Raw genomic sequence first — 18,644 nt, 5'->3', positions numbered from 1 at the left:
AATGCCGATGACTGTATTGACGGCGGCGATTACGCTGCTGTATCCGTTGGCGATCTGGTTCGGGCACGGACAGGTGGAGCCGCGCTGGCTGGCTGGCGTGCTGTTGCTGGCGGCCGCGACACGCCTGCCGGCCTTGAAGCTGAGCGGCGTTGCGCGCTGGTCGGTGGCCGGCGCGTTGGTGCTGGTGGCCTGCGCCATCTGGAGCAATATGCTGCTGCCGTTGAAGCTGTATCCGGTGCTGGTGAGTATGGCGCTGCTGGCCGGTTTCGGCTATAGCCTGACCACGCCGATGTCGGCCGTGGAGCGCATGGCGCGTCTGCGTGGCGGCGATTTTCCGCCGGTGGCGCAGGCTTATATGCGGACTGTCACGCAAGTATGGTGCGGCTTCTTTATCGTCAATGGCGCGATTGCGCTGGGCACCGCGCTGTGGGCGTCGGAGGCGGTGTGGTCGCTGTATACCGGGGTGATTTCCTACGTGCTGATGGCGGTGCTGTTCGGCGCCGAGTATCTGGTTCGTTTGCGTTTCAAGCGTTTGCATCATGTCTGACCGTATTGAAGATTTAACCGCCGCGATTGCGGCGCGGCCTGCGCATGGATTGGTGGGCTGGCGCGCCGGTGTGGCGGTCAGCAGTGCACAGTTCCTGGCGCGTGTGCGCGACTGGCATGCACTGCTGCGCGCGCAGGCGGGGCGAAATTTTGCGCTGTATCTGGATGACAGCATTGAATTCGGCGCGGCGTTGCTAGGTGCATGGCATGCCGGTAAAACCATCTGGCTGAGCGCGGACACGCTGGAGGCGACCTGTGCTTCGCTGCGCGCGCAAGTTGATGGCTTCCTGGGCCAATTCCCGGCGGCGTTGCATCCGCTGAACCCGCGCGACGCGGCGAATGATGACGCCGCGCTTTTCAGCCGGCTGTCGGGCGACTTGCCAGCGCTGGTGGTATTCACCTCCGGCAGCACGGGAACGGCGCAAGCCATCCCTAAAAAACTATCGCAAATTGCCAGCGAAGTAGCCACGCTGGAGCAACTGTTCGGCCGCGCCGTTGGCGATGCCGCAGTGCTGGCGACGGTGTCGCATCAGCACATCTACGGCTTGCTGTTCAAGGTGCTGTGGCCTTTGAGCAGCGCGCGCGCGATTCATGCGTTGAGCATCGCTTTCCATGAAGAGCTGGCGCCGGCGATGGCCGCCAGTCCGTGCATACTGGTCGCCAGCCCGGCCCACTTGAAACGTTTGCCAGAGCATCTGGACTGGAGCGGTGCGGCGCGTACGTTGCGCGGCGTGTTCTCGTCCGGTGGCCCGCTGCCGGAGGAAACTGCATTTGCGACCGGCGCTTTGCTGGGTGAAGTGCCGATTGAAGTGTATGGCAGCTCGGAGACTGGCGGCATCGCCTGGCGGCAGCGCAGCCGCTGCGGCGACGATTCGTGGCTGCCGTTCCCCACGGTCGATTGGCGCATCAACGAAGATGACGCGACGCTGGAGGTGCGCTCGCCGCATCTGCCGGATGAGGACTGGCTGGCACTGGCCGACCGCGCGGAACGCACAGTGCACGGTGGCGCGGCGCGCTTCCTGCTGCTGGGCCGCGCGGACCGCATCGTCAAGATAGAAGAGAAGCGCATTTCGCTGACAGCGATGGAGGCCGCATTGCTGGCATCCGGCCTGGCGGCCGAAGCGCGCGTTATTCTGTGCGAACCAGCAGCCGGCGAGCGCCAGCGCCTCGCCGCGCTGATCGTGCTGACGCCGGCTGGCCGCGCGCTGCTGGAAGAGCAAGGCAAGAACGCGCTCAACACGCAATTGCGTGGCGTCCTGTCGACCATGGTGGAAGCCGTCGCACTGCCGCGCCGTTGGCGCTACATTGAACAGATGCCGGTCAACGCGCAAGGCAAGATCACGCTAGCCGCACTGCAGGATCTGGCGCGCAGTGATGACGGAAACGAAGCCGCCGCCATGGCTGCCGCTGCCATCGGCGATGGGCGGCCAAGGTTCCCGCGCTTGCGCGAGCTGGAGCGCTCGGCAGCGGGCGAGCCGCCACGCGTGCTGTTGGAGATTAGCGCGCCGGCTGACCTGCTGTACTTCGACGGCCACTTCGATGTCGCGCCCATCCTGCCGGGCGTGGTGCAGGTTGACTGGGCCATGCACTATGGCCGCCAGTTTTTCACGCTGCCGGCCCGCTTCAAAGGCATCAATGCACTCAAGTTCCAGCAAGTGATTCAGCCGGAGACCCCGGTGCAACTGGAGCTGATCCACGACACCGCCAGGAACAGCCTGAACTTCCGCTATATGTCCGCAGCCGGCCAGCATGCAAGCGGCCGCGTCATGCTGGAGGACGCCGATGTTTAAACCCTGCATCGTGGTCCCCGTCTACAACCACGAACATGCCATCGGCGCTGTACTGGAAGGCTTGCTGCGTCATGGCGTACCGATCCTACTGGTCGATGACGGCAGCAATGCCGGCTGCGCCGCCGTGCTGGATGCGCTGGCGCGTGAACATGCGGAGCAAGTTACGCTGGTGCGTCTGCCGCACAATCAGGGCAAGGGCGCCGCTGTGCTGGCGGGCTTCCGCAAGGCAGAAGAACTGGGCTACACCCATCTGCTGCAAATTGACGCCGACGGCCAGCATCAGACCGGCGACGTACCGGCCTTCCTGGCGCAAGCTGCGGCGCATCCGCAAGCCATCATCGCCGGCCATCCCATCTATGATGAATCGGTCCCGAAAGCGCGCCTGTACGGCCGCTATGCGACCCACATCTGGGTGTGGATCAACACACTGTCGTTCGACATCAAGGATTCCATGTGCGGCTTCCGTGTGTATCCGGTCGCGCCAGTGAATGCGCTGGCGGCGCGCCGCCATATCGGCAAACGCATGAATTTCGACACCGACATCCTGGTGCGCCTGTTCTGGGATGGCCTGCAAGTGATCAATCTCGGCACCCGGGTTTCCTATCCATCGGACGGCGTCTCGCACTTCCGCGTATGGCGGGATAACGTGCTGATCTCCTGGATGCACACCGTGCTGTTCTTCGGCATGCTGCCGCGCATCCCCAAACTGCTGGCGCGAAAATGGCAACCCCGATGAGCGCGCGCGGACTGCACTGGGCTTCGATCAACGAGATCAGCTTCGTGGCTGGAATGCGCCTGCTGTTCTGGATTTGCCGCGTCTTCGGCCGCTGGCCGTTCCGCATGTTCCTCTACCCGATCCTCGGCTGGTATGTGCTGACCAAGCCGCTGCCGCGCCGCGCATCGCAGGAATACCTGCGGCGCGTGGCCAGTTACACCGGTCGCAAGCTGCCCGGCGTGCTGCGCCACTTTGCTGCATTCGGCGAGAGCATCCTGGACAAGATGCTGCTGTGGGGCGGCCTGTACAAAGTGGACAGCGTCGAACTGCACGGCGGCGAACTGATTACCGACGCGGTCGCGCAAGGCAAAGGCGGCCTGCTGATCTGCGCCCACTTGGGTAACCTCGAATTGTGCCGCGTTCTGTCGCGCCAGCGGCATGACATCAAACTGACGGTGCTGGTGCACACCAAGCATGCGCAGGCCTTCAACGATATGCTGGGCAAGCTGAATCCCGCCAGCCAGATGAATCTGATGCAGGTGACGGAAATGTCGCCCGCCACCGCCATGCTGCTGTCCGAGCGCGTAGCGCGCGGCGAGTTTGTCGTCATCGCCGGCGATCGCGTGCCGGTGTCGCACAATCCGCGCGTGGCAATGGCCGACTTCATCGGCGCGCCAGCAGCGTTCCCGGTCGGCCCGTATGTGCTGGCCAGTGTGCTGCAATGCCCGGTTTACCTGCTGTTCTCCATCCGCGAAGGCAAGCGCGCGGCGGTATATTTCGAACGCTTCCGCGAGGCGGTGCGCATACCACGCACCGGCCGCGACGCCGTATTCAACGAATTGGCCGCCGGTTACGCGCAACGGCTGGAACACTACTGCCTGCGTGCGCCGCTGCAGTGGTTTAACTATTATGATTTTTGGCACTCACCACAATTGGAACGCCCAGATGCATCTCGCTGACATTGCCCAACTCGACAAGCCGTCGCGCACCGTGCGCTTCGACCGCAACCGCCTGACGATCGAAGACATCGTCGACATCGCGCAAGGCCGCGCCACGGCCGTGTTGTCGGACGATCCTGCGTTCCGCGCCGCCATCGCACGCGGCGCCGACTTCCTCGAACGCCTGCTGCGCGAAGATGGCACGATTTACGGCGTGACCACCGGCTACGGCGATTCCTGCACTGTGACCGTTCCTGCGGAGTTGGTGGCGGACCTGCCGCATCACCTGTACACCTACCACGGCGTTGGCCTGGGCGAGTATTTCACGCCTGCGCAATCGCGTGCGATTCTGGCGTCGCGCCTGGCGTCGCTGAGCAAAGGCTATTCCGGCGTCAGCGTCGAGCTGCTGCTGCAAATTACCCGCCTGCTGGACGCCGGCCTGCTGCCGCTGATTCCCTCCGAAGGCTCGGTCGGCGCCAGCGGCGACCTGACGCCGCTGTCCTACCTGGCGGCGGTGCTGTGCGGCGAACGCGAAGTGTGGCGCGATGGCGTGCAAGTACCGGCGGCGCAAGCCTTGCAGGAAGCCGGCATCACGCCGCTGCGCCTGCGCCCGAAGGAAGGCCTGGCCATCATGAACGGCACCGCCGTAATGACGGCGCTGGCCTGCCTGGCGTACGATCGCGCCGACTACCTGGTCAGGCTGACCACCCGCATCACCGCCATGGCATCGTTTGCGATGGACGGCAATGCCCACCATTTTGACGAAACGCTGTTCTCGGCCAAGCCGCACAACGGCATGCAGCAGGTGGCGGCGTGGCTGCGCAGCGACCTGCCGACCGATACCTGGGAACGCAACGGCAAGCGCCTGCAGGACCGCTACTCGATCCGCTGTGCGCCGCATGTGATCGGCGTGCTGGCCGACGCCATGCCATTCTTCCGCAGCTCGATTGAAAATGAGCTGAACAGCGCCAACGACAATCCGCTGATCGATGCCGACAACGAACGCGTGCTGCACGGCGGCCACTTCTACGGCGGCCACATCGCCTTCGCCATGGATGGCATGAAGAACGCTGTCGCCAATCTGGCCGACCTGCTGGACCGCCAGATGGCGCTGCTGGTCGATAGCCGTTACAACCATGGACTGCCTGCCAATCTGTCGGGCGCCACCGGCGCGCGCGCACCGATCAATCACGGTCTGAAGGCCTTGCAGATCAGTGCGTCGGCGTGGACAGCGGAAGCGCTCAAGCTGACCATGCCGGCGTCGGTATTCTCGCGCTCGACCGAGTGCCACAACCAGGACAAGGTCAGCATGGGCACCATCGCCGCGCGCGACTGCCTGCGCGTGCTGGAACTGACGGAGCAAGTGGTTGCCGCGTTGCTGATCACTGTGCGCCAGGGCGTATGGCTGCGCGTCGCGGCCAGTCCGGAGTTGCAACCGCAGGCCGCGCTGGCGGAGATGCAAGCGGCGCTGGCGGCCGATATCAAGCCGGTGGAAGAAGACCGCCGCCTTGAACCAGACCTGCGCCTGCTGCTGGAGCGCATCCGTAGCCAGGCATGGGATCTGTATGCGTAAAGCCAAGGAAAGCCGCTGGTTTGCGGAAGTCGAGATGCAGGTGCAGTTTTTCGACCTGGATCCGATGGAAATTGTCTGGCATGGCCGCTACGTCAAATATCTGGAAGTGGTGCGCTGCGCCTTGCTTGACAAGATAGGCTACAACTACCCGCAAATGAAGGAGTCCGGCTACGCCTGGCCGGTGATCGACATGCAGCTGCGCTACGTGGGATCGGCCACTTTTGGCCAGAAGCTCAAGCTGCGTGCCGACATCGTTGAATGGGAAAACCGTTTGAAGATCGATTACCTGATTACCGACGCGGAAACCGGCAAGCGCCTGAACCGCGCCACCACCACCATGGTCGCCGTCGATATCGCCACCAAGGAGATGTGCTTCGTGTCGCCTCCGGTGCTGTTTGAAAAACTGGGAATCAAACATGAACAAGATTAAGTACGCTGTCGCAGTGCTGTCGCTGCTGGCGATGAGCCAGTCGCAGGCCGCCGTACCCGTCGCTAAAATCCAGGCCATGCTGGCCAAGCCTTCCGTGATGTGCGGACGTTTTGATCAGACCAAGAACCTGGCCGGCATGAAGAAACCGCTGGCCGCCGAGGGGCGCTTCTGTGTGGTGGCGGGCAAGGGCGTGCTGTGGCGCACGCTGAAGCCTTTCCCGAGCACGCTGCGGCTGACGCGCGACGAAATCGTCAACTACCAGGGCGACCGGGTGGCGATGCGCCTGGACGCCAAGACCGAACCGACGGTCCGAGTCATCAATAATGTGCTGTTCTCGCTGCTGGCCGGCGATCTGGGCCAGCTGGATACGCTGTTTGACGGCGATGGCAATGTGGACGCCAACAGCTGGAACGTGTCGCTGAAGCCGCGCCAGGCGGCGCTGGAAAAAGCCATCGGCACCATCAAGCTGGAAGGCGGCAGCTACGTCAAATCCATCGTCATGAATGAATCGAGTGGCGACCGCACCACCATTGTGTTTTCCGCCATCCAGACTGGCGAGAGCGCGATGAGCAAAGAAGAAGCGGCGCTGTTTTGACGCGCACCCGTCAACTCGCGCTGCTGTGGCTGCTGGCCGTGTGCCTGCTGCTGGGCCATAACGCCTATCTGTGGGCAGTCAAGCGTATCGTGCCGGACACCGATATCATGGCGCTGCTGCCGGTTCAGGAGCGCGACCCGGTGTTGCAGGCGTCGTTCAGCCACATGGTCGACGCGGCGCAGCAGCGCCTGATTGTGCTGGTTGGCGCAGAAGACTGGCAGGACGCCACGCGCGCCGCCGATGCCTACAGCGCCGTGCTGGCGGGACGCAAGGATGTCTTTGAATCGACACCGGTCAATGAGCAAACCCAGAACGACTGGCTGTCGCTATTTCAGCAGCACCGCCTGACGCTGTTGACGGCGCAGCAGGAAGCGCAGCTGCATCAGCAGCCGTCGCAGTTCTGGCTGGATGCTGCGCTGGCCAAGCTGTATGCGCCTTTCGGCGGTCCCAAGCTGGGCGCCTGGCAGGACGATCCTTTCGGCCTGTTTGCAGGCTGGGTGCAGGAGCGCGCGCTGGAAACGCCGGTGCGGCCGCGCGACGGCCATCTGTTCGTCGCCGACGACAAGCGCCAATACGTGCTGCTGCCAATGACGCTGAAAGTGCCCGCGCTGTCGATGACGGCGCAGGACACTGTATTGCCGCTGCTGAAGCAGGCCAGCGAGGCCGCGCGCAAAGCCACGCCAAACGTGGAGCTGATTCAAGCTGGCGTGATCCTGCACGCGGCCAACGCCAGCGGCCAGGCCAGCGGCGAAGCATCCACCATCGGCATTGGCTCGCTGCTTGGCATCATTCTGCTGATGTGGTTCGCCTTCCATTCCTTTAAACCGATTTCGCTGATCCTGCTGTCGATCGGCATTGGCTGCCTGGGCGCCTTGTCGGTGTGCTGGATGCTGTTTGGGCATATCCATCTGATGACGCTGGTGTTCGGCGCAAGCCTGATCGGTGTGGCGCAGGATTACGGCATCTACTTCCTGTGCAACCGCCTGGCGGCCGATGAGCAGCTGGATTCGCCGGCGCTGCTGAAACGCCTGTTGCCTGGGCTGGGCCTGACCTTGCTGGCTGCGGTGATCGGCTATATGGGCCTGGGCCTGACGCCGTTCCCCGGCCTGCGCCAGATGGCGGTATTCTCGGCGCTGGGCCTGGTGTTCGCCTGGCTGACGGTGGTGTGCTGGTTCCCGGTGCTGATCGGCAGCCGCACCTTGAAAAGCGGTGGCCTGGTGCGTGTCTACGGTGCGGCCCTGCAACGCTGGCCGTTGCTGCGCCTGAACCGCGCCGCATTGGTGGCCGCCGTGGTGTTCATACTGGCGGCCGGCTACGGCATCAGCCGCCTCGGCGCCAATGATGATATCCGCTTGCTGCAAAACCCGTCCAGGCATTTGATCGACGACCAGATCAAACTAAGCAAGCTGCTGGATGCGCCGACGCCTGTGCAGTATTTCCTGGTGCGCGGCGAGTCGGTGCAAGCGGTGCTGGAGCGCGAAGAGCACCTGAAAGCGCGGCTCGATTCGCTGATCGAGGCCAAGCGCCTGTCCGGCTATCAGGCCATGTCCAACTGGGTGCCGTCGGCGCATGCCCAAACCGTGCGCCGCGCGCTGATCGAAGAAAAACTGCTGGCTGACGATGGCCCGCTGAAAGGCATCGCCGCGCAGGCGGGCGAAGATGCGCAATGGATCGACGCTACCCGCAGCGGATTGCTGGCTGCCGGCACGCCGCTGACGCTGGAAGCTTTCCTGCAATCGCCGGCCAGCGAACCGTGGCGTCACCTGTGGCTGGGCGAGAGCAACGGGGTTTACGCCAGCATCGTGGCCTTGCGCGGCTTAAGCAGTGCCGCCGCGCCGCAGGTGCTGCTGGCGGCGGAAGGCCTGGATGGCGTGCAGTGGGTGGACAAGGTCGCCGAGATTTCTTCCGTGCTGGGCCGCTACCGCGCGTATATGAGCTGGGTGGTGGCGGCTGCATACCTTGTGGTGTTTGGCCTGCTGTTCCGCCGCTATCGCGGCCGTACCTGGCGTGTACTGGCGCCGACCGCGCTGGCCAGTATTGCCACGCTGGCCATCCTCGGTTACGCGTCGCAGAACCTGCAGCTATTCCATGTTCTGGCCCTGATGCTGTTGTTGGGCGTCGGCGTCGATTACGGCATCTTCATGCAAGAGCATCCGGACCGGCGCGACCATACGCCATGGCTGGCGGTCGGCATGTCGGCCGCGAATACGATTTTGTCCTTTGGCTTGCTGGGCTTGAGCTCGACCCCGGCATTGCAGGCGTTCGGCCTGACGATGCTGCTGGGGACTGCGCTAGTCTGGCTGATTGTTCCTTGTTTTGGTTCTACTACCCGAGAAAGCAGACATGAGTGACGCATTGAAGATCGAAACCGCTGAAATCCTGATCGTTGGCGCCGGGCCTGCGGGTTCGGTTGCTGCGGCCTTGCTGCGTCAGCAGGGGCGGCAAGTGCTGGTGATCGAGCGCGAGCAGTTCCCGCGCTTTTCCATCGGCGAGAGCCTGCTACCGCAAAGCATGGCCTACCTTGAGCAGGCGGGCATGTTGCAGGCGGTGGTGGAGGCGGGCTTCCAGTTCAAAAACGGCGCCGCCTTTATGCGCGATGGCTGCTACACCGATTTCGATTTCCGCGACAAGCACTCGGAAGGCTGGGGCACCACCTATCAGGTGCAGCGCGCCAGCTTCGACCACATCCTGGCCAGCGAAGCGGAGCGTTTCGGCGCGGAAGTGCGCTATCGCCACGAGGTGATGAATATTGAACTGGGCCAGGGCGCGAATGGCGGCGCACGCGTCACCGTCAAGGACCCGGATGGCCAGCAGTATGTGGTGAATGCTGGCTTCATCCTGGACGCCAGTGGCTTCGGCCGCATCCTGCCACGCCTGCTGAAACTGGAAACGCCGTCCAATTTCCCGGTGCGCGGCGCCATCTTCACGCACGTTGATGACGGTATCCGTGCCGCTGGTTTTGACCGCAACAAGATTCGCGTCACGGTTCATCCTAAACATTGCGATGTGTGGTTCTGGACCATTCCATTTGCCGGCGGGCGCTGCTCGCAGGGCGTGGTGGCGGAGACCAGCTTCCTGGACAGCTATCAAGGCACGCCGACCGAACGCCTGCGCGCCATCATCGCAGAAGAACCGTCGCTGCACGCCTTGCTGGCCAACGCCAACTGGGACACGCCAGCGCGGCAGATCATCGGCTATTCGGCCAATGTGGAGAAGCTGTGGGGACAGGGCTATGCGCTGCTGGGTAATGCCGGCGAGTTCCTCGATCCGGTGTTCTCGTCGGGCGTGACCATCGCCTTCAAGTCGGCCAGCCTGGCGACGGCCGCGTTGCAGCGCCAGTTTGCTGGCGAGACGGTGGACTGGCAGGCCGATTACGGCGTCCCGCTGCGCAAGGGCGTGGATACCTTCCGCGCCTTTGTCGAGTCGTGGTACGCGGGCGGCTTCCAGAAGATCATCTTCCATGAAGACAAACAGCCGGACGTCAAGCGCATGATCGCGTCCATCCTGGCCGGTTACGCCTGGGACCAGAGCAACCCGCTGGTGAAGGAAACCTCGCGCCGGCTGACTGCGCTGGAGGCGCTGTGCTCCTGACGCCGCACCGCTGGCGCGCCGCCGCAGTGGTGGCGATGGCGTTGACGCTGGTCGCTTGCGCCACCAAGCCGCCGCCAGCTGCTCGCCTTGGCCTGAGGCTGGCGCCTGCGGCGCTGGGCGCTTCCATCAGCGTGCAGCAGCACCTGAAGGTGGAGCGCAACGGCCGCACCGACGACCTGGATGTCGCGCTGCAGGTGGAGCCTGATGCGATCGACGTGGTCGGCCTGGCCTTTGGCCAGCGGGTGCTGACCTTGCGCTACGACGGCAAGGAGCTGACTTCGTGGCGCCACCTGATGTTGCCGTCGCAGGTACGCGCCGAGGATGTGCTGGAGGATATGCAACTGACGCTGTGGCCTGTCGACGCCGTCGCCGCCGCATTGCCGGCCGGCTGGCGCGTGGCGGAGCAGGGCCGCAAGCGCACCGTGTACCTTGCCGATCAGCCTATTATGGAGATAGTCTACAGCGGCGAGCCACGCTGGAGCGGTACGGTGGTGTTGGAAAACCTGCGATATCACTATAAGCTCACGATACAGTTTGCTCCCGAGACCTAGCATGTTGAATATTTATCTGAACGATTGCGGCATTATTTGCGCACTGGGCGACAGCCACGCGCAGGTCAAGGCGCGCCTGTACGCCGGCCAGTCCGGCGTGGCCGCTACCAGCCGCTGGTCGTCCGGACGCGAGCTGCCACTGGGTGAGGTGCAGGCGGAGCTGCCTTCGTTGGCACACCTTCCGTCGCGTCAGCGCAGCCGCAATAACGCGCTGGCCCTGGCCGCGCTGGCGCAGATCCGTCCCGCAGTGGAGGCGGCGATTGCCCGTTACGGCGCGGACCGCGTCGGCGTGGTGATAGGCACCAGCACCTCCGGCATTGGCGAGACCGAACAGGCTGTTGGCCAGCACGCCGCTGTTGGCGCTTTGCCGCAGGACTTCCATTACGCGATGCAGGAGATGGGATCGCCGGCCGAGATGCTGGCGCAGGAACTGGGCCTGCGCGGCCCGGCCTATGTGCATTCCAGCGCCTGTTCATCCAGTGCCAAGGCGATGGCCAGCGCCGCGCGCCTGATCCGCATGGGACTGTGCGACGCGGTGGTCACCGGCGGCGCTGATTCGCTGTGCAGCTTTACCGTGGCGGGCTTTGCCTCGCTGGAGTCGGTCAGCCCGGCGCAATGCAATCCGATGAGCGCCAATCGCCGCGGCATCAATATCGGCGAGGGCGCGGCGCTGTTCCTGATGACGGCGGAGGCGGCCCCGGTGGCGCTGCTGGGCTGGGGGGAATCCTCCGACGGCCACCATATGTCCGCACCGGATCCGGCCGGCCAGGGCGCGCGGCTGGCGATGACGCAGGCCTTGCAGCGCGCCGGTGTGCAGCCGGCGCAGATCGACTATATCAATATGCACGGCACGGCCACGCCGCAGAATGATGCGATGGAGTCGCGCGTGATCGAAAGCCTGTTCGGTTGCGGGGTGCCGGTAAGCTCGACCAAGCCGTTCACCGGCCACACGCTGGGTGCGGCAGCGGCGATTGAAGCCGCGCTGTGCTGGCTGGCCATGCAGGACGATAACCCGGACGGCCAGCTGCCGCCGCACCTGTGGGACGGCGTCGCCGATACGGCGCTGCCAGCGCTGAACCTGGCGCCGTTGGGCGCTGCACTGGGCCGCCCGTTGCGGCATGTGCTGAGTAGCTCTTTTGCTTTCGGCGGATCGAACGCGGTGCTGCTGTTGGGGAGGTCCGCATGAACATGCCGGATATCCGCACGCTGGTGCCGCACTCCGGCAAGATGGTGCTGCTGGATCGCGCCATCAGCGCTGACATCGATGATTTTTGCGCCGAGGTGCGCATCCATGCCGGCAGCATGCTGGCGGATGAACAGGGCGTCGGCGCCTGGGTTGGTATCGAATACATGGCGCAGGCGATTGCCGCGCATGCTGGCTGGCTGGCCTTGCAACGCGGTGATGAAGTCAAGGTCGGCTTCCTGCTTGGCTCGCGCAAGTACGAGGCGCAGCTGTCGCGGTTTGCGCTGGGCGAGGTGCTGCGGGTGCATGTGCACCGTGTGCTGCAGGCTGAGAATGGGCTTGGTGCGTTCGAGTGCCGCATCGATATCGTCGATGGTGTCAGGGCGGCGGCGACAGCCACGGTGACCGTATTCCAGCCGGATAATGTCAATCAATTTCTCAAAGATGGAAACGTAGGATGAATCAGAACAAATCCATGAGCGTGCTGGTGACGGGATCGTCGCGCGGCATTGGCAAGGCGATCGCGCTGCGCCTGGCGCGCGATGGCTATGACGTGGTGCTGCATTGCCGCAGCCAGCGCGCGGAAGCCGATGCGGTGGCGCAGCAGATCGAAGCCATGGGCCGCGCCGCGCGCGTGCTGCAATTCGATATCAGCGACCGCGCCGCGACCGCCGCCGCGCTGGAAGCGGACGTGGAACAACATGGCTGCTACTACGGCGTGGTGTGCAATGCCGGCGTGGCGCGTGACAACGCTTTCCCTGCAATGTCCGGCGAGGATTGGGACATCGTCCTGCAAACCAATCTGGATGGCTTCTATAACGTACTCAATCCGCTGATCATGCCGATGGTCCAGCGCCGCAAGCCTGGCCGCATCGTCACGCTGGCGTCGGTGTCGGGCCTGATCGGCAATCGCGGACAGGTCAACTACAGCGCGGCGAAAGCCGGCATCATCGGCGCGACCAAGGCGCTGGCGCTGGAACTGGCCAAGCGCAATATCACCGTCAACTGTGTGGCGCCGGGCCTGATCGAAACCGATATGATCGGGGACGTGCCGATGGAAGAAGCGCTGAAGCTGATCCCGGCACGCCGCGTCGGCAAGCCGGAGGAAGTGGCGGCAGCCGTGAGTTTCCTGGTTGGTGAGGAAGCGGGCTACATCACCCGCCAGGTGATTTCGGTCAACGGCGGTCTGGCATGACCCGCCGCGTCGCCGTTACCGGCATGGCCGGCATCAGCCCGCTCGGCAACGATTGGGCGGCTATCCGCCAGCGTCTGGGCGAGTACCGCAATGCGGTGGTGCGCATGGCCGACTGGGAAGACTACGAGGGCCTGAACACGCGCCTGGGCGCGCCAGCCGCGCCATTTGAACTGAACGAACGCTATCACCGCAAGGCGGTCCGCAGCATGGGACGGGTGGCGCTGATGGCGACCCGCGCCACGGAGCTGGCGCTGGCTGACGCCGGCCTGCTGGAACATCCGCTGTTGCAGAGTGGCCGCATGGGCGTGTCTTTCGGCTCGTCGGCCGGCACGCCAAGCGCTATCGGCGACTTCGGCCGCATGATGGAAGAACGCACCACCAAGGGCATCAACGCCACCACCTATATCAAGATGATGGCGCACACGGCGCCGGTCAATATTGGCGTATTCTTCGGCATCACTGGCCGCGTGATCACCACTTCCAGCGCCTGCACTTCCGGCAGCCAGGGCATCGGCTACGCCTACGAGGCGATCAAGGGCGGCAAGCAGCTTGCCATGGTGGCCGGCGGCGCGGAGGAATTGTGCGCCACCGAGGCGGCAGTGTTTGATACGCTATTCGCCACCAGCACCCGCAACGATGCCGGCCACACCACGCCGCGCCCGTTCGATGGCGGCCGCGACGGGCTGGTGATCGGTGAAGGCGCCGGTTGCCTGATCCTGGAAGACCTGGAACACGCGCAGGCGCGCGGTGCGACCATCTACGCGGAGCTGGTCGGCTTCGGCACCAATAGCGACGGCTGCCACGTCACGCAGCCGAATGCCGCCACCATGCAGACGGCGATGCAGCTGGCGCTGGAAGACGCCAATCTGCAAGCGTCGGACATCGGCTACGTCAACGCGCACGGCACCGGCACGGCGCAGGGCGACATCGCTGAATCGCAGGCGACGCTGGCGGTGTTCGGCAACCGTACCCCGATCAGTTCCCTGAAGAGTTATATGGGGCACACGCTGGGCGCATGCGGCGCGCTGGAAGCCTGGATCAGCATCCAGATGATGAACGAAGGCTGGTTCGCACCAACCATCAACCTGGACCAGGTCGATCCGGAATGCGCCACGCTGGACTACATTGCAGGCGAGGGCCGTGCGCTGCAGTGCGAGTATGTGATGTCGAATAATTTCGCCTTCGGCGGCATTAACACGTCGCTGATTTTTAAACGCTACGCTTAACAAGGAACTCCACCATGAAGAAAATGCTCTTTGTCGCCGCACTGCTGGCCGCTTCGTTCTCCGCCTCGGCGGCCGACACCATGGTCAAGCTGCCGATCGCCGGCGCGCTGGCTGCCAACGACGCCGAGAAGCGCCTGGACGAAGGCGTGAAGTTTTATTTCGCCGGCCAGCCGACACCGAAAGTCCTGACCAAGATCACCACCGACAAGACCAGCCAGCGCACCAACGGCTTCGGCAAGTCGACCGAGAAGGCTTGCAACTGGGTGTTCCTGTCGGCCATGCTGGCGCTGCAAAAGCGCGCGCAGGAACTGGGCGCCAATGCAGTGATCAACATCGTCAGCAATTTCAACAACGTGGAGATGGCCAGCGCCACCGAGTTTGAATGCGCGGACGGCAATCTGATGGCGGGTGTGGCGCTGAAGGCGGACTTCGTCAAGGTCGCCAAATAAGATGAGGCGCCGGCGCGGGTGCGCCGGCGATGCACTTTTACTGTACGCTACTGCACGCTGAAATCGTAGTAGCTATTGGCCGCCTGCGCGAAGTAGCCGATGCTGCGGATTTCTCCGGTGTACAGCACCAGCGCGTATTCACCTTTGCTCAGCGGCGCTTCCGGCGACACCTTGACCAGTACGAAGCCTTCCTTGGCGCGCGATTGGTCCGGCAGCACCTCGGTTTTAACAGCGCGTACGCGGTCCTTGTGGATGCCGGTCGAGTAGCTCATGTAGCCGCCGCCGATCATCACTTCGCGCGCGTTTTTACCGACGGCGAAATTGGCCAGTGTCAGATAGTTCTGCGGTTGCGCGTTTTTCGGCACCGAGACGATGAACTCCGGCGAAGGATTGGCGATTTGCAGTTGCGCGTTGGTGCCGTTCAGCTGCGCATAGGTGGCTACGCCGCCGAAGCCCAGTGCGCGCGCGGCGGTGCGCTGCTGCGGGATGATGTACTGCATCTGGCTTTCGTTGCCGTCGACGACCACGCTGACCACTTCGGGATTGCGTTCGTTGGAGGCTGCGGCCGGCTTGCTGGCGGCGGTTTTGGCGCCGCCGCTGCCAGCGCCCAGTACCGCATTCAGCACGGCGGCCGAAGCGCCTTTGTCCTTCAGGCGGATCAGGGCGTTGGCGGAGGTGTCGAAGCGGGCAGTCGACTTGTCAATGGCGCCGAGTACGACGCTCTCCGGCATCTTGGCCTCCAGCAGCTTGATGATCTCTGCGTTGGCCGTCGGCTCCGCCGCGTGCACCGACATGCACGCCAGCAGGGCCGAGAGAAGGACGGAAATTTTAATTTTTCGCATTGCTAGCTTCCTGGTAAGTTAAAATCGGGTTAACTGCTAGTTAATTGTATAACATTTCTTTGAGAAAATAGTTGGTTTCACATCACTCTCAAACACCTTTGCCCGCCGCGCTGCTGTGGATGGTTGATGCGGACGCAGTGACGGATGCGGACTTGCAGCGCTATCGCGGCTGGCTGACTGCCAGCGAAATGGCGCGTTACCAGCGTTTTGTGCGCGCCCACCGGCAGCGCCAGTTCATCGTCGGCCGCGTGCTGCTGCGCGCGGCGCTGGGACGCTTGCTGGCGGTGCCCCCGCTCGATATCAGGCTGGAAGAACAGGTCGGCAAAGCGCCGCGCCTGGCCGCACCTTTGCTGAAAGGCGCAGCGCCGGGTTTCAGCATCGCGCACAGCGGCCGCTGGGTGGCGTGCGCGGTCAGCGCGCAGACCGCGCTGGGACTGGACATCGAATTGCGCGACGCAACGCGCGACCTGCCGGCATTGGCGGCGCAAGCTTTCGACGTGGACGAAATGGCGCGCTGGGCGCGCATCCAGAACCTGGCCGGCGACGAGCGGGTCGATGGTTTTTACCGTTTGTGGAGCGAGAAGGAAGCCAGCTTCAAGCTGGGTGTGGTGGGCGGCGGGCATTGCGTGTCGCTGCCGCATGCCGAATTGTCGGTAGTGCTGTGCAGCGAGCAGCCGCTGGCGCGGCCGCCGCAGATTGAGATGGTCAGGCTGCCGTGATTACTGCCATAGCCAGTTCCACAAGCCGGGCAGTTGCGGCTTGGCGTCCGGGCTGCTGACGGTGGCGGCCAGCGCGGCGCGTTCCAGCGCATCGTGATCGTCATAGAACGGCTTGTCGGCCAGCGGCACCTCCAGTTCGCGCGCCACGTCGAGCAGGATGGCGATGTATTCCTCGATGTGGCGCGAAGTGTAGGTGTTCACGTCGTGGAAGGTGACCACCACCGGCGTGTAGCCGTCGACCGCAGGCATCGCACCAGCGGCCCAGCGTTTGCGGGTTTCCGCCAGGTGGGTCAGCATATTGGAGCGCTTGTGCCAGCTGAAGTTAATGCCGTAGATTTTGCCGTCGTTGGCGTTCAGGTCGGTCAGCAGCATGTGCAGGCCGTGGGCGCGGTAGGAGGCCAGCGTGTCGGCGTCATAGGCCCAGAAGGGCGGGCGTACCAGCTTGGGAGCGATGCCGGTTTCGGCCAGCAGGTCGGCCACGCCGGAGCGCATGCTCTCATCCAGCTTGTCGCGGCTCATGAAGCGGTGATTGGCATGGAAGGTGGTGGCGGAGTGCAGCGCCACCACATGGCCTTCAGCGTGTTCGCGGCGGATCAGGAAGCGGCCCATCTCGGTGCCGCCGCCATGCCAGGCGCGGGTCTGGGTGAAGAACACGGCCTTGATGTTTTTACGGGCCAGCACTTCAAGGATGTGCACCGTCGGGTTGTCATTGACAGCGGCGGCGGGGCCATCGTCGAAGGTCAGCAGGAAGCGTACCGGCGCGGGTTGATCCTGGGCCAGCGCGCCTGCGCAGGAGAGCAGTAGAGAGAAAGCAGCAAGCAGCAGGCGTGGACGGAACACTGACACGGAAAGCGATCGATAAATACGGTCCGATATTGTACGTGAATTTGGCTTACGCGCCGCGCCATGAATAACGTTGAAGAGAAGAAGAGCTTATGAGCGCCAATGTAGATTTGATGCAGCCACCCGGCGATCCCCATGTGCCGGAGACGGCTTTCGGCAAATGGTTTTTGCGTACCGAGACCTGGACCGTGCATGTGCTGGAACGCGCGCTGAAGGACCTGGACCGGCTGATGCCGGCCGGCGCGCCGCGCAGCTTTGGCGTGGTGGCGGACGTTGGCTGTGGCTATGGCCGCTCGCTGGGCAAGCTTCAACAGCGGTTCTCGCCGCAGCGCCTGATTGGGATGGACATCGATCCGGAGATGCTGGAAGAATCGGCCAAGGAAGTGGCGGCGCTGAATATCAAGGCGGAGTTTATCTGCTGCTCCAGCTCCAACATCAAGCTGGAAGATAACTCGGTGGACCTGCTGTTCTGCCACCAGACCTTCCATCACCTGATCGACCAGGAACGCGCCATCGAAGAGTTTTTCCGCGTGCTGAAGCCGGGTGGCGTGCTGCTGTTTGCCGAATCGACCCGCCGCTACATCCACTCGTGGGTGATTCGCCTGTTGTTCCGCCATCCGATGGATGTACAGAAGACCGCACCGGAATACCTGGCGATGGTACGCAAGGCCGGCTTTTCGGTGCCGGACAGCGCCGTCTCCTATCCCTTCCTGTGGTGGAGCCGCGAGGACCTGGGCATGCTGGAAACCGTCCTGCGCATCAAGCCGCCGGCGGTGCGCGAAGAAACGCTGATCAACCTGGTGGCGGTCAAGCCACAATGAAAAAAAGCCGGCGCGTAGCCGGCTTTCTTAGGTGTGCAGCCGCTTAGAACGCGTAGCGCACGCCAGCCGATACCAGATTGGCTTTGATGTTCGCGTCGCCGTCTTTGGCGATTTTGCCGAAGTATTCGTATTCAGCGACGAAGCTGACGTTTTTGTTCAGCAGGAAGGACGCGCCAACGCTGACGTATGGCGAGGTCTGGTTGTCCGAACCGCTGGCCGAGTAGCCAGGCGCCGAGCCGCGTACTTTTACGTGGTTGAACGCGGCGCCGGCTTTGCCGGTCAGCGCGAACTGTTCGCCCAGTGGCAGGGTGGCGGTTGCAGCAACGTACAGCGATTGGGCTTTGGAGGAAATGCGCGCGCCATTGCCGGTTTTCTCCGCTTCGCCCAGGTAGGCTGCACCGATTTCGGCGCCAAAGTTCGGGGTGTAGTTGAAGCCGCCATACACTTTGTATGCGGTGTCGTGTTCTTTCAGCGAGAAGCCGCTGAGGTCCACTTTTTGCTCTGCACGGCCGACGTTGCCGCCGATGTAAGCACCTTCAGCGTGAGCGGCCAGTGGTGCAGCCATGGCTGCGATCAGTGCGATCAGTACGTTCTTTTTCATTTGCTATTCCCTAAAGTGTGGCTAAGAAAGCAAAAC

General features: G+C 63.5%; 20 protein-coding genes. 17 read left to right on the top strand and 3 right to left on the bottom strand.

What is annotated here, in order from left to right; genetic code table 11:
• Position 1 precedes the first annotated feature (1 nt).
• From KW842_RS07840 to KW842_RS07770, 15 genes are read left to right on the top strand one after another with little or no spacing between them, the layout of a single operon-like run.
• Positions 2–547 (top strand): hypothetical protein, encoded by a 546-nt coding sequence (locus KW842_RS07840; RefSeq protein WP_218303521.1) that lies wholly within the window; start codon positions 2–4, stop codon positions 545–547.
• Complete coding sequence (locus KW842_RS07835) at positions 540–2,336, top strand: AMP-binding protein (protein ID WP_218303520.1); 1,797 nt, start codon at positions 540–542, stop codon at positions 2,334–2,336. The genes KW842_RS07840 and KW842_RS07835 overlap by 8 nt, the downstream gene beginning before the upstream one ends.
• Entirely contained in the window at positions 2,329–3,072 is a 744-nt protein-coding gene (locus KW842_RS07830) for a glycosyltransferase family 2 protein (RefSeq protein WP_218303519.1), read from the top strand. The genes KW842_RS07835 and KW842_RS07830 overlap by 8 nt, the downstream gene beginning before the upstream one ends.
• Positions 3,057–4,010 (top strand): acyltransferase, encoded by a 954-nt coding sequence (locus KW842_RS07825; RefSeq protein ID WP_229223554.1) that lies wholly within the window; start codon positions 3,057–3,059, stop codon positions 4,008–4,010. The genes KW842_RS07830 and KW842_RS07825 overlap by 16 nt, the downstream gene beginning before the upstream one ends.
• Positions 3,997–5,562: a histidine ammonia-lyase gene (gene hutH, locus KW842_RS07820; RefSeq protein WP_218303518.1), complete on the top strand. Its 1,566-nt coding sequence runs from the start codon at positions 3,997–3,999 to the stop codon at positions 5,560–5,562. Before KW842_RS07825 ends, hutH begins: the two co-directional genes overlap by 14 nt.
• Positions 5,555–5,992, top strand: coding sequence for a thioesterase family protein (locus KW842_RS07815; RefSeq protein ID WP_218303517.1), 438 nt, complete (start codon positions 5,555–5,557; stop codon positions 5,990–5,992). The genes hutH and KW842_RS07815 overlap by 8 nt, the downstream gene beginning before the upstream one ends.
• The gene (locus KW842_RS07810; RefSeq protein WP_218303516.1) at positions 5,979–6,587 is read left to right on the top strand and encodes an outer membrane lipoprotein carrier protein LolA; all 609 of its coding nucleotides are present in this window, start codon (positions 5,979–5,981) and stop codon (positions 6,585–6,587) included. Before KW842_RS07815 ends, KW842_RS07810 begins: the two co-directional genes overlap by 14 nt.
• Positions 6,584–8,938 (top strand): MMPL family transporter, encoded by a 2,355-nt coding sequence (locus KW842_RS07805; protein ID WP_218303515.1) that lies wholly within the window; start codon positions 6,584–6,586, stop codon positions 8,936–8,938. Before KW842_RS07810 ends, KW842_RS07805 begins: the two co-directional genes overlap by 4 nt.
• The gene (locus KW842_RS07800; RefSeq protein WP_218303514.1) at positions 8,931–10,178 is read left to right on the top strand and encodes an NAD(P)/FAD-dependent oxidoreductase; all 1,248 of its coding nucleotides are present in this window, start codon (positions 8,931–8,933) and stop codon (positions 10,176–10,178) included. Before KW842_RS07805 ends, KW842_RS07800 begins: the two co-directional genes overlap by 8 nt.
• Positions 10,179–10,213: 35 nt before the next feature.
• Complete coding sequence (locus tag KW842_RS07795) at positions 10,214–10,729, top strand: DUF3261 domain-containing protein (protein WP_218303755.1); 516 nt, start codon at positions 10,214–10,216, stop codon at positions 10,727–10,729.
• 1 nt (position 10,730) lies between these two features.
• Positions 10,731–11,915 (top strand): beta-ketoacyl-ACP synthase, encoded by a 1,185-nt coding sequence (locus KW842_RS07790; protein ID WP_218303513.1) that lies wholly within the window; start codon positions 10,731–10,733, stop codon positions 11,913–11,915.
• A complete protein-coding gene (locus KW842_RS07785) occupies positions 11,912–12,373 on the top strand; it encodes a hotdog family protein (protein WP_218303512.1) in 462 nt (153 codons plus the stop codon). The genes KW842_RS07790 and KW842_RS07785 overlap by 4 nt, the downstream gene beginning before the upstream one ends.
• On the top strand, positions 12,370–13,107 hold the full coding sequence (gene fabG / locus KW842_RS07780; protein WP_218303511.1) for a 3-oxoacyl-ACP reductase FabG: 738 nt from the start codon (positions 12,370–12,372) through the stop codon (positions 13,105–13,107). Before KW842_RS07785 ends, fabG begins: the two co-directional genes overlap by 4 nt.
• Positions 13,104–14,333 (top strand): beta-ketoacyl-ACP synthase, encoded by a 1,230-nt coding sequence (locus tag KW842_RS07775; protein ID WP_218303510.1) that lies wholly within the window; start codon positions 13,104–13,106, stop codon positions 14,331–14,333. The genes fabG and KW842_RS07775 overlap by 4 nt, the downstream gene beginning before the upstream one ends.
• A gap of 14 nt (positions 14,334–14,347) precedes the next feature.
• On the top strand, positions 14,348–14,782 hold the full coding sequence (locus KW842_RS07770; RefSeq protein ID WP_218303509.1) for an excinuclease ATPase subunit: 435 nt from the start codon (positions 14,348–14,350) through the stop codon (positions 14,780–14,782).
• A 47-nt stretch (positions 14,783–14,829) separates the two neighbouring features.
• On the opposite strand, the gene KW842_RS07765 is transcribed toward KW842_RS07770, so the two are convergent.
• Positions 14,830–15,624 (bottom strand): hypothetical protein, encoded by a 795-nt coding sequence (locus KW842_RS07765; protein ID WP_218303508.1) that lies wholly within the window; start codon positions 15,622–15,624, stop codon positions 14,830–14,832.
• 98 nt (positions 15,625–15,722) lie between these two features.
• Between KW842_RS07765 and KW842_RS07760 the strand changes: the two genes are divergently transcribed.
• Complete coding sequence (locus KW842_RS07760) at positions 15,723–16,343, top strand: 4'-phosphopantetheinyl transferase superfamily protein (RefSeq protein WP_229223553.1); 621 nt, start codon at positions 15,723–15,725, stop codon at positions 16,341–16,343.
• On the opposite strand, the gene KW842_RS07755 is transcribed toward KW842_RS07760, so the two are convergent.
• Positions 16,344–17,189: a polysaccharide deacetylase family protein gene (locus KW842_RS07755; protein ID WP_373925148.1), complete on the bottom strand. Its 846-nt coding sequence runs from the start codon at positions 17,187–17,189 to the stop codon at positions 16,344–16,346.
• A gap of 89 nt (positions 17,190–17,278) precedes the next feature.
• Here KW842_RS07755 and KW842_RS07750 point away from each other — a divergent pair, with 89 nt between their 5' ends.
• A complete protein-coding gene (locus KW842_RS07750; protein WP_218303507.1) occupies positions 17,279–18,007 on the top strand; it encodes a class I SAM-dependent methyltransferase in 729 nt (242 codons plus the stop codon).
• A gap of 43 nt (positions 18,008–18,050) precedes the next feature.
• Here KW842_RS07750 and KW842_RS07745 read toward each other — a convergent pair whose 3' ends face one another.
• The gene (locus tag KW842_RS07745; protein WP_218303506.1) at positions 18,051–18,608 is read right to left on the bottom strand and encodes an outer membrane beta-barrel protein; all 558 of its coding nucleotides are present in this window, start codon (positions 18,606–18,608) and stop codon (positions 18,051–18,053) included.
• Between the last annotated feature and the right edge of the window lie 36 nt (positions 18,609–18,644).

The organism is Duganella sp. sic0402 (assembly GCF_019219065.1).
Taxonomy (GTDB): Bacteria; Pseudomonadota; Gammaproteobacteria; order Burkholderiales; family Burkholderiaceae_D; genus Rugamonas.
The sequence above is the reverse complement of the archived record's forward strand: the minus strand, read 5'-3'. Positions and strand labels throughout refer to the sequence as shown.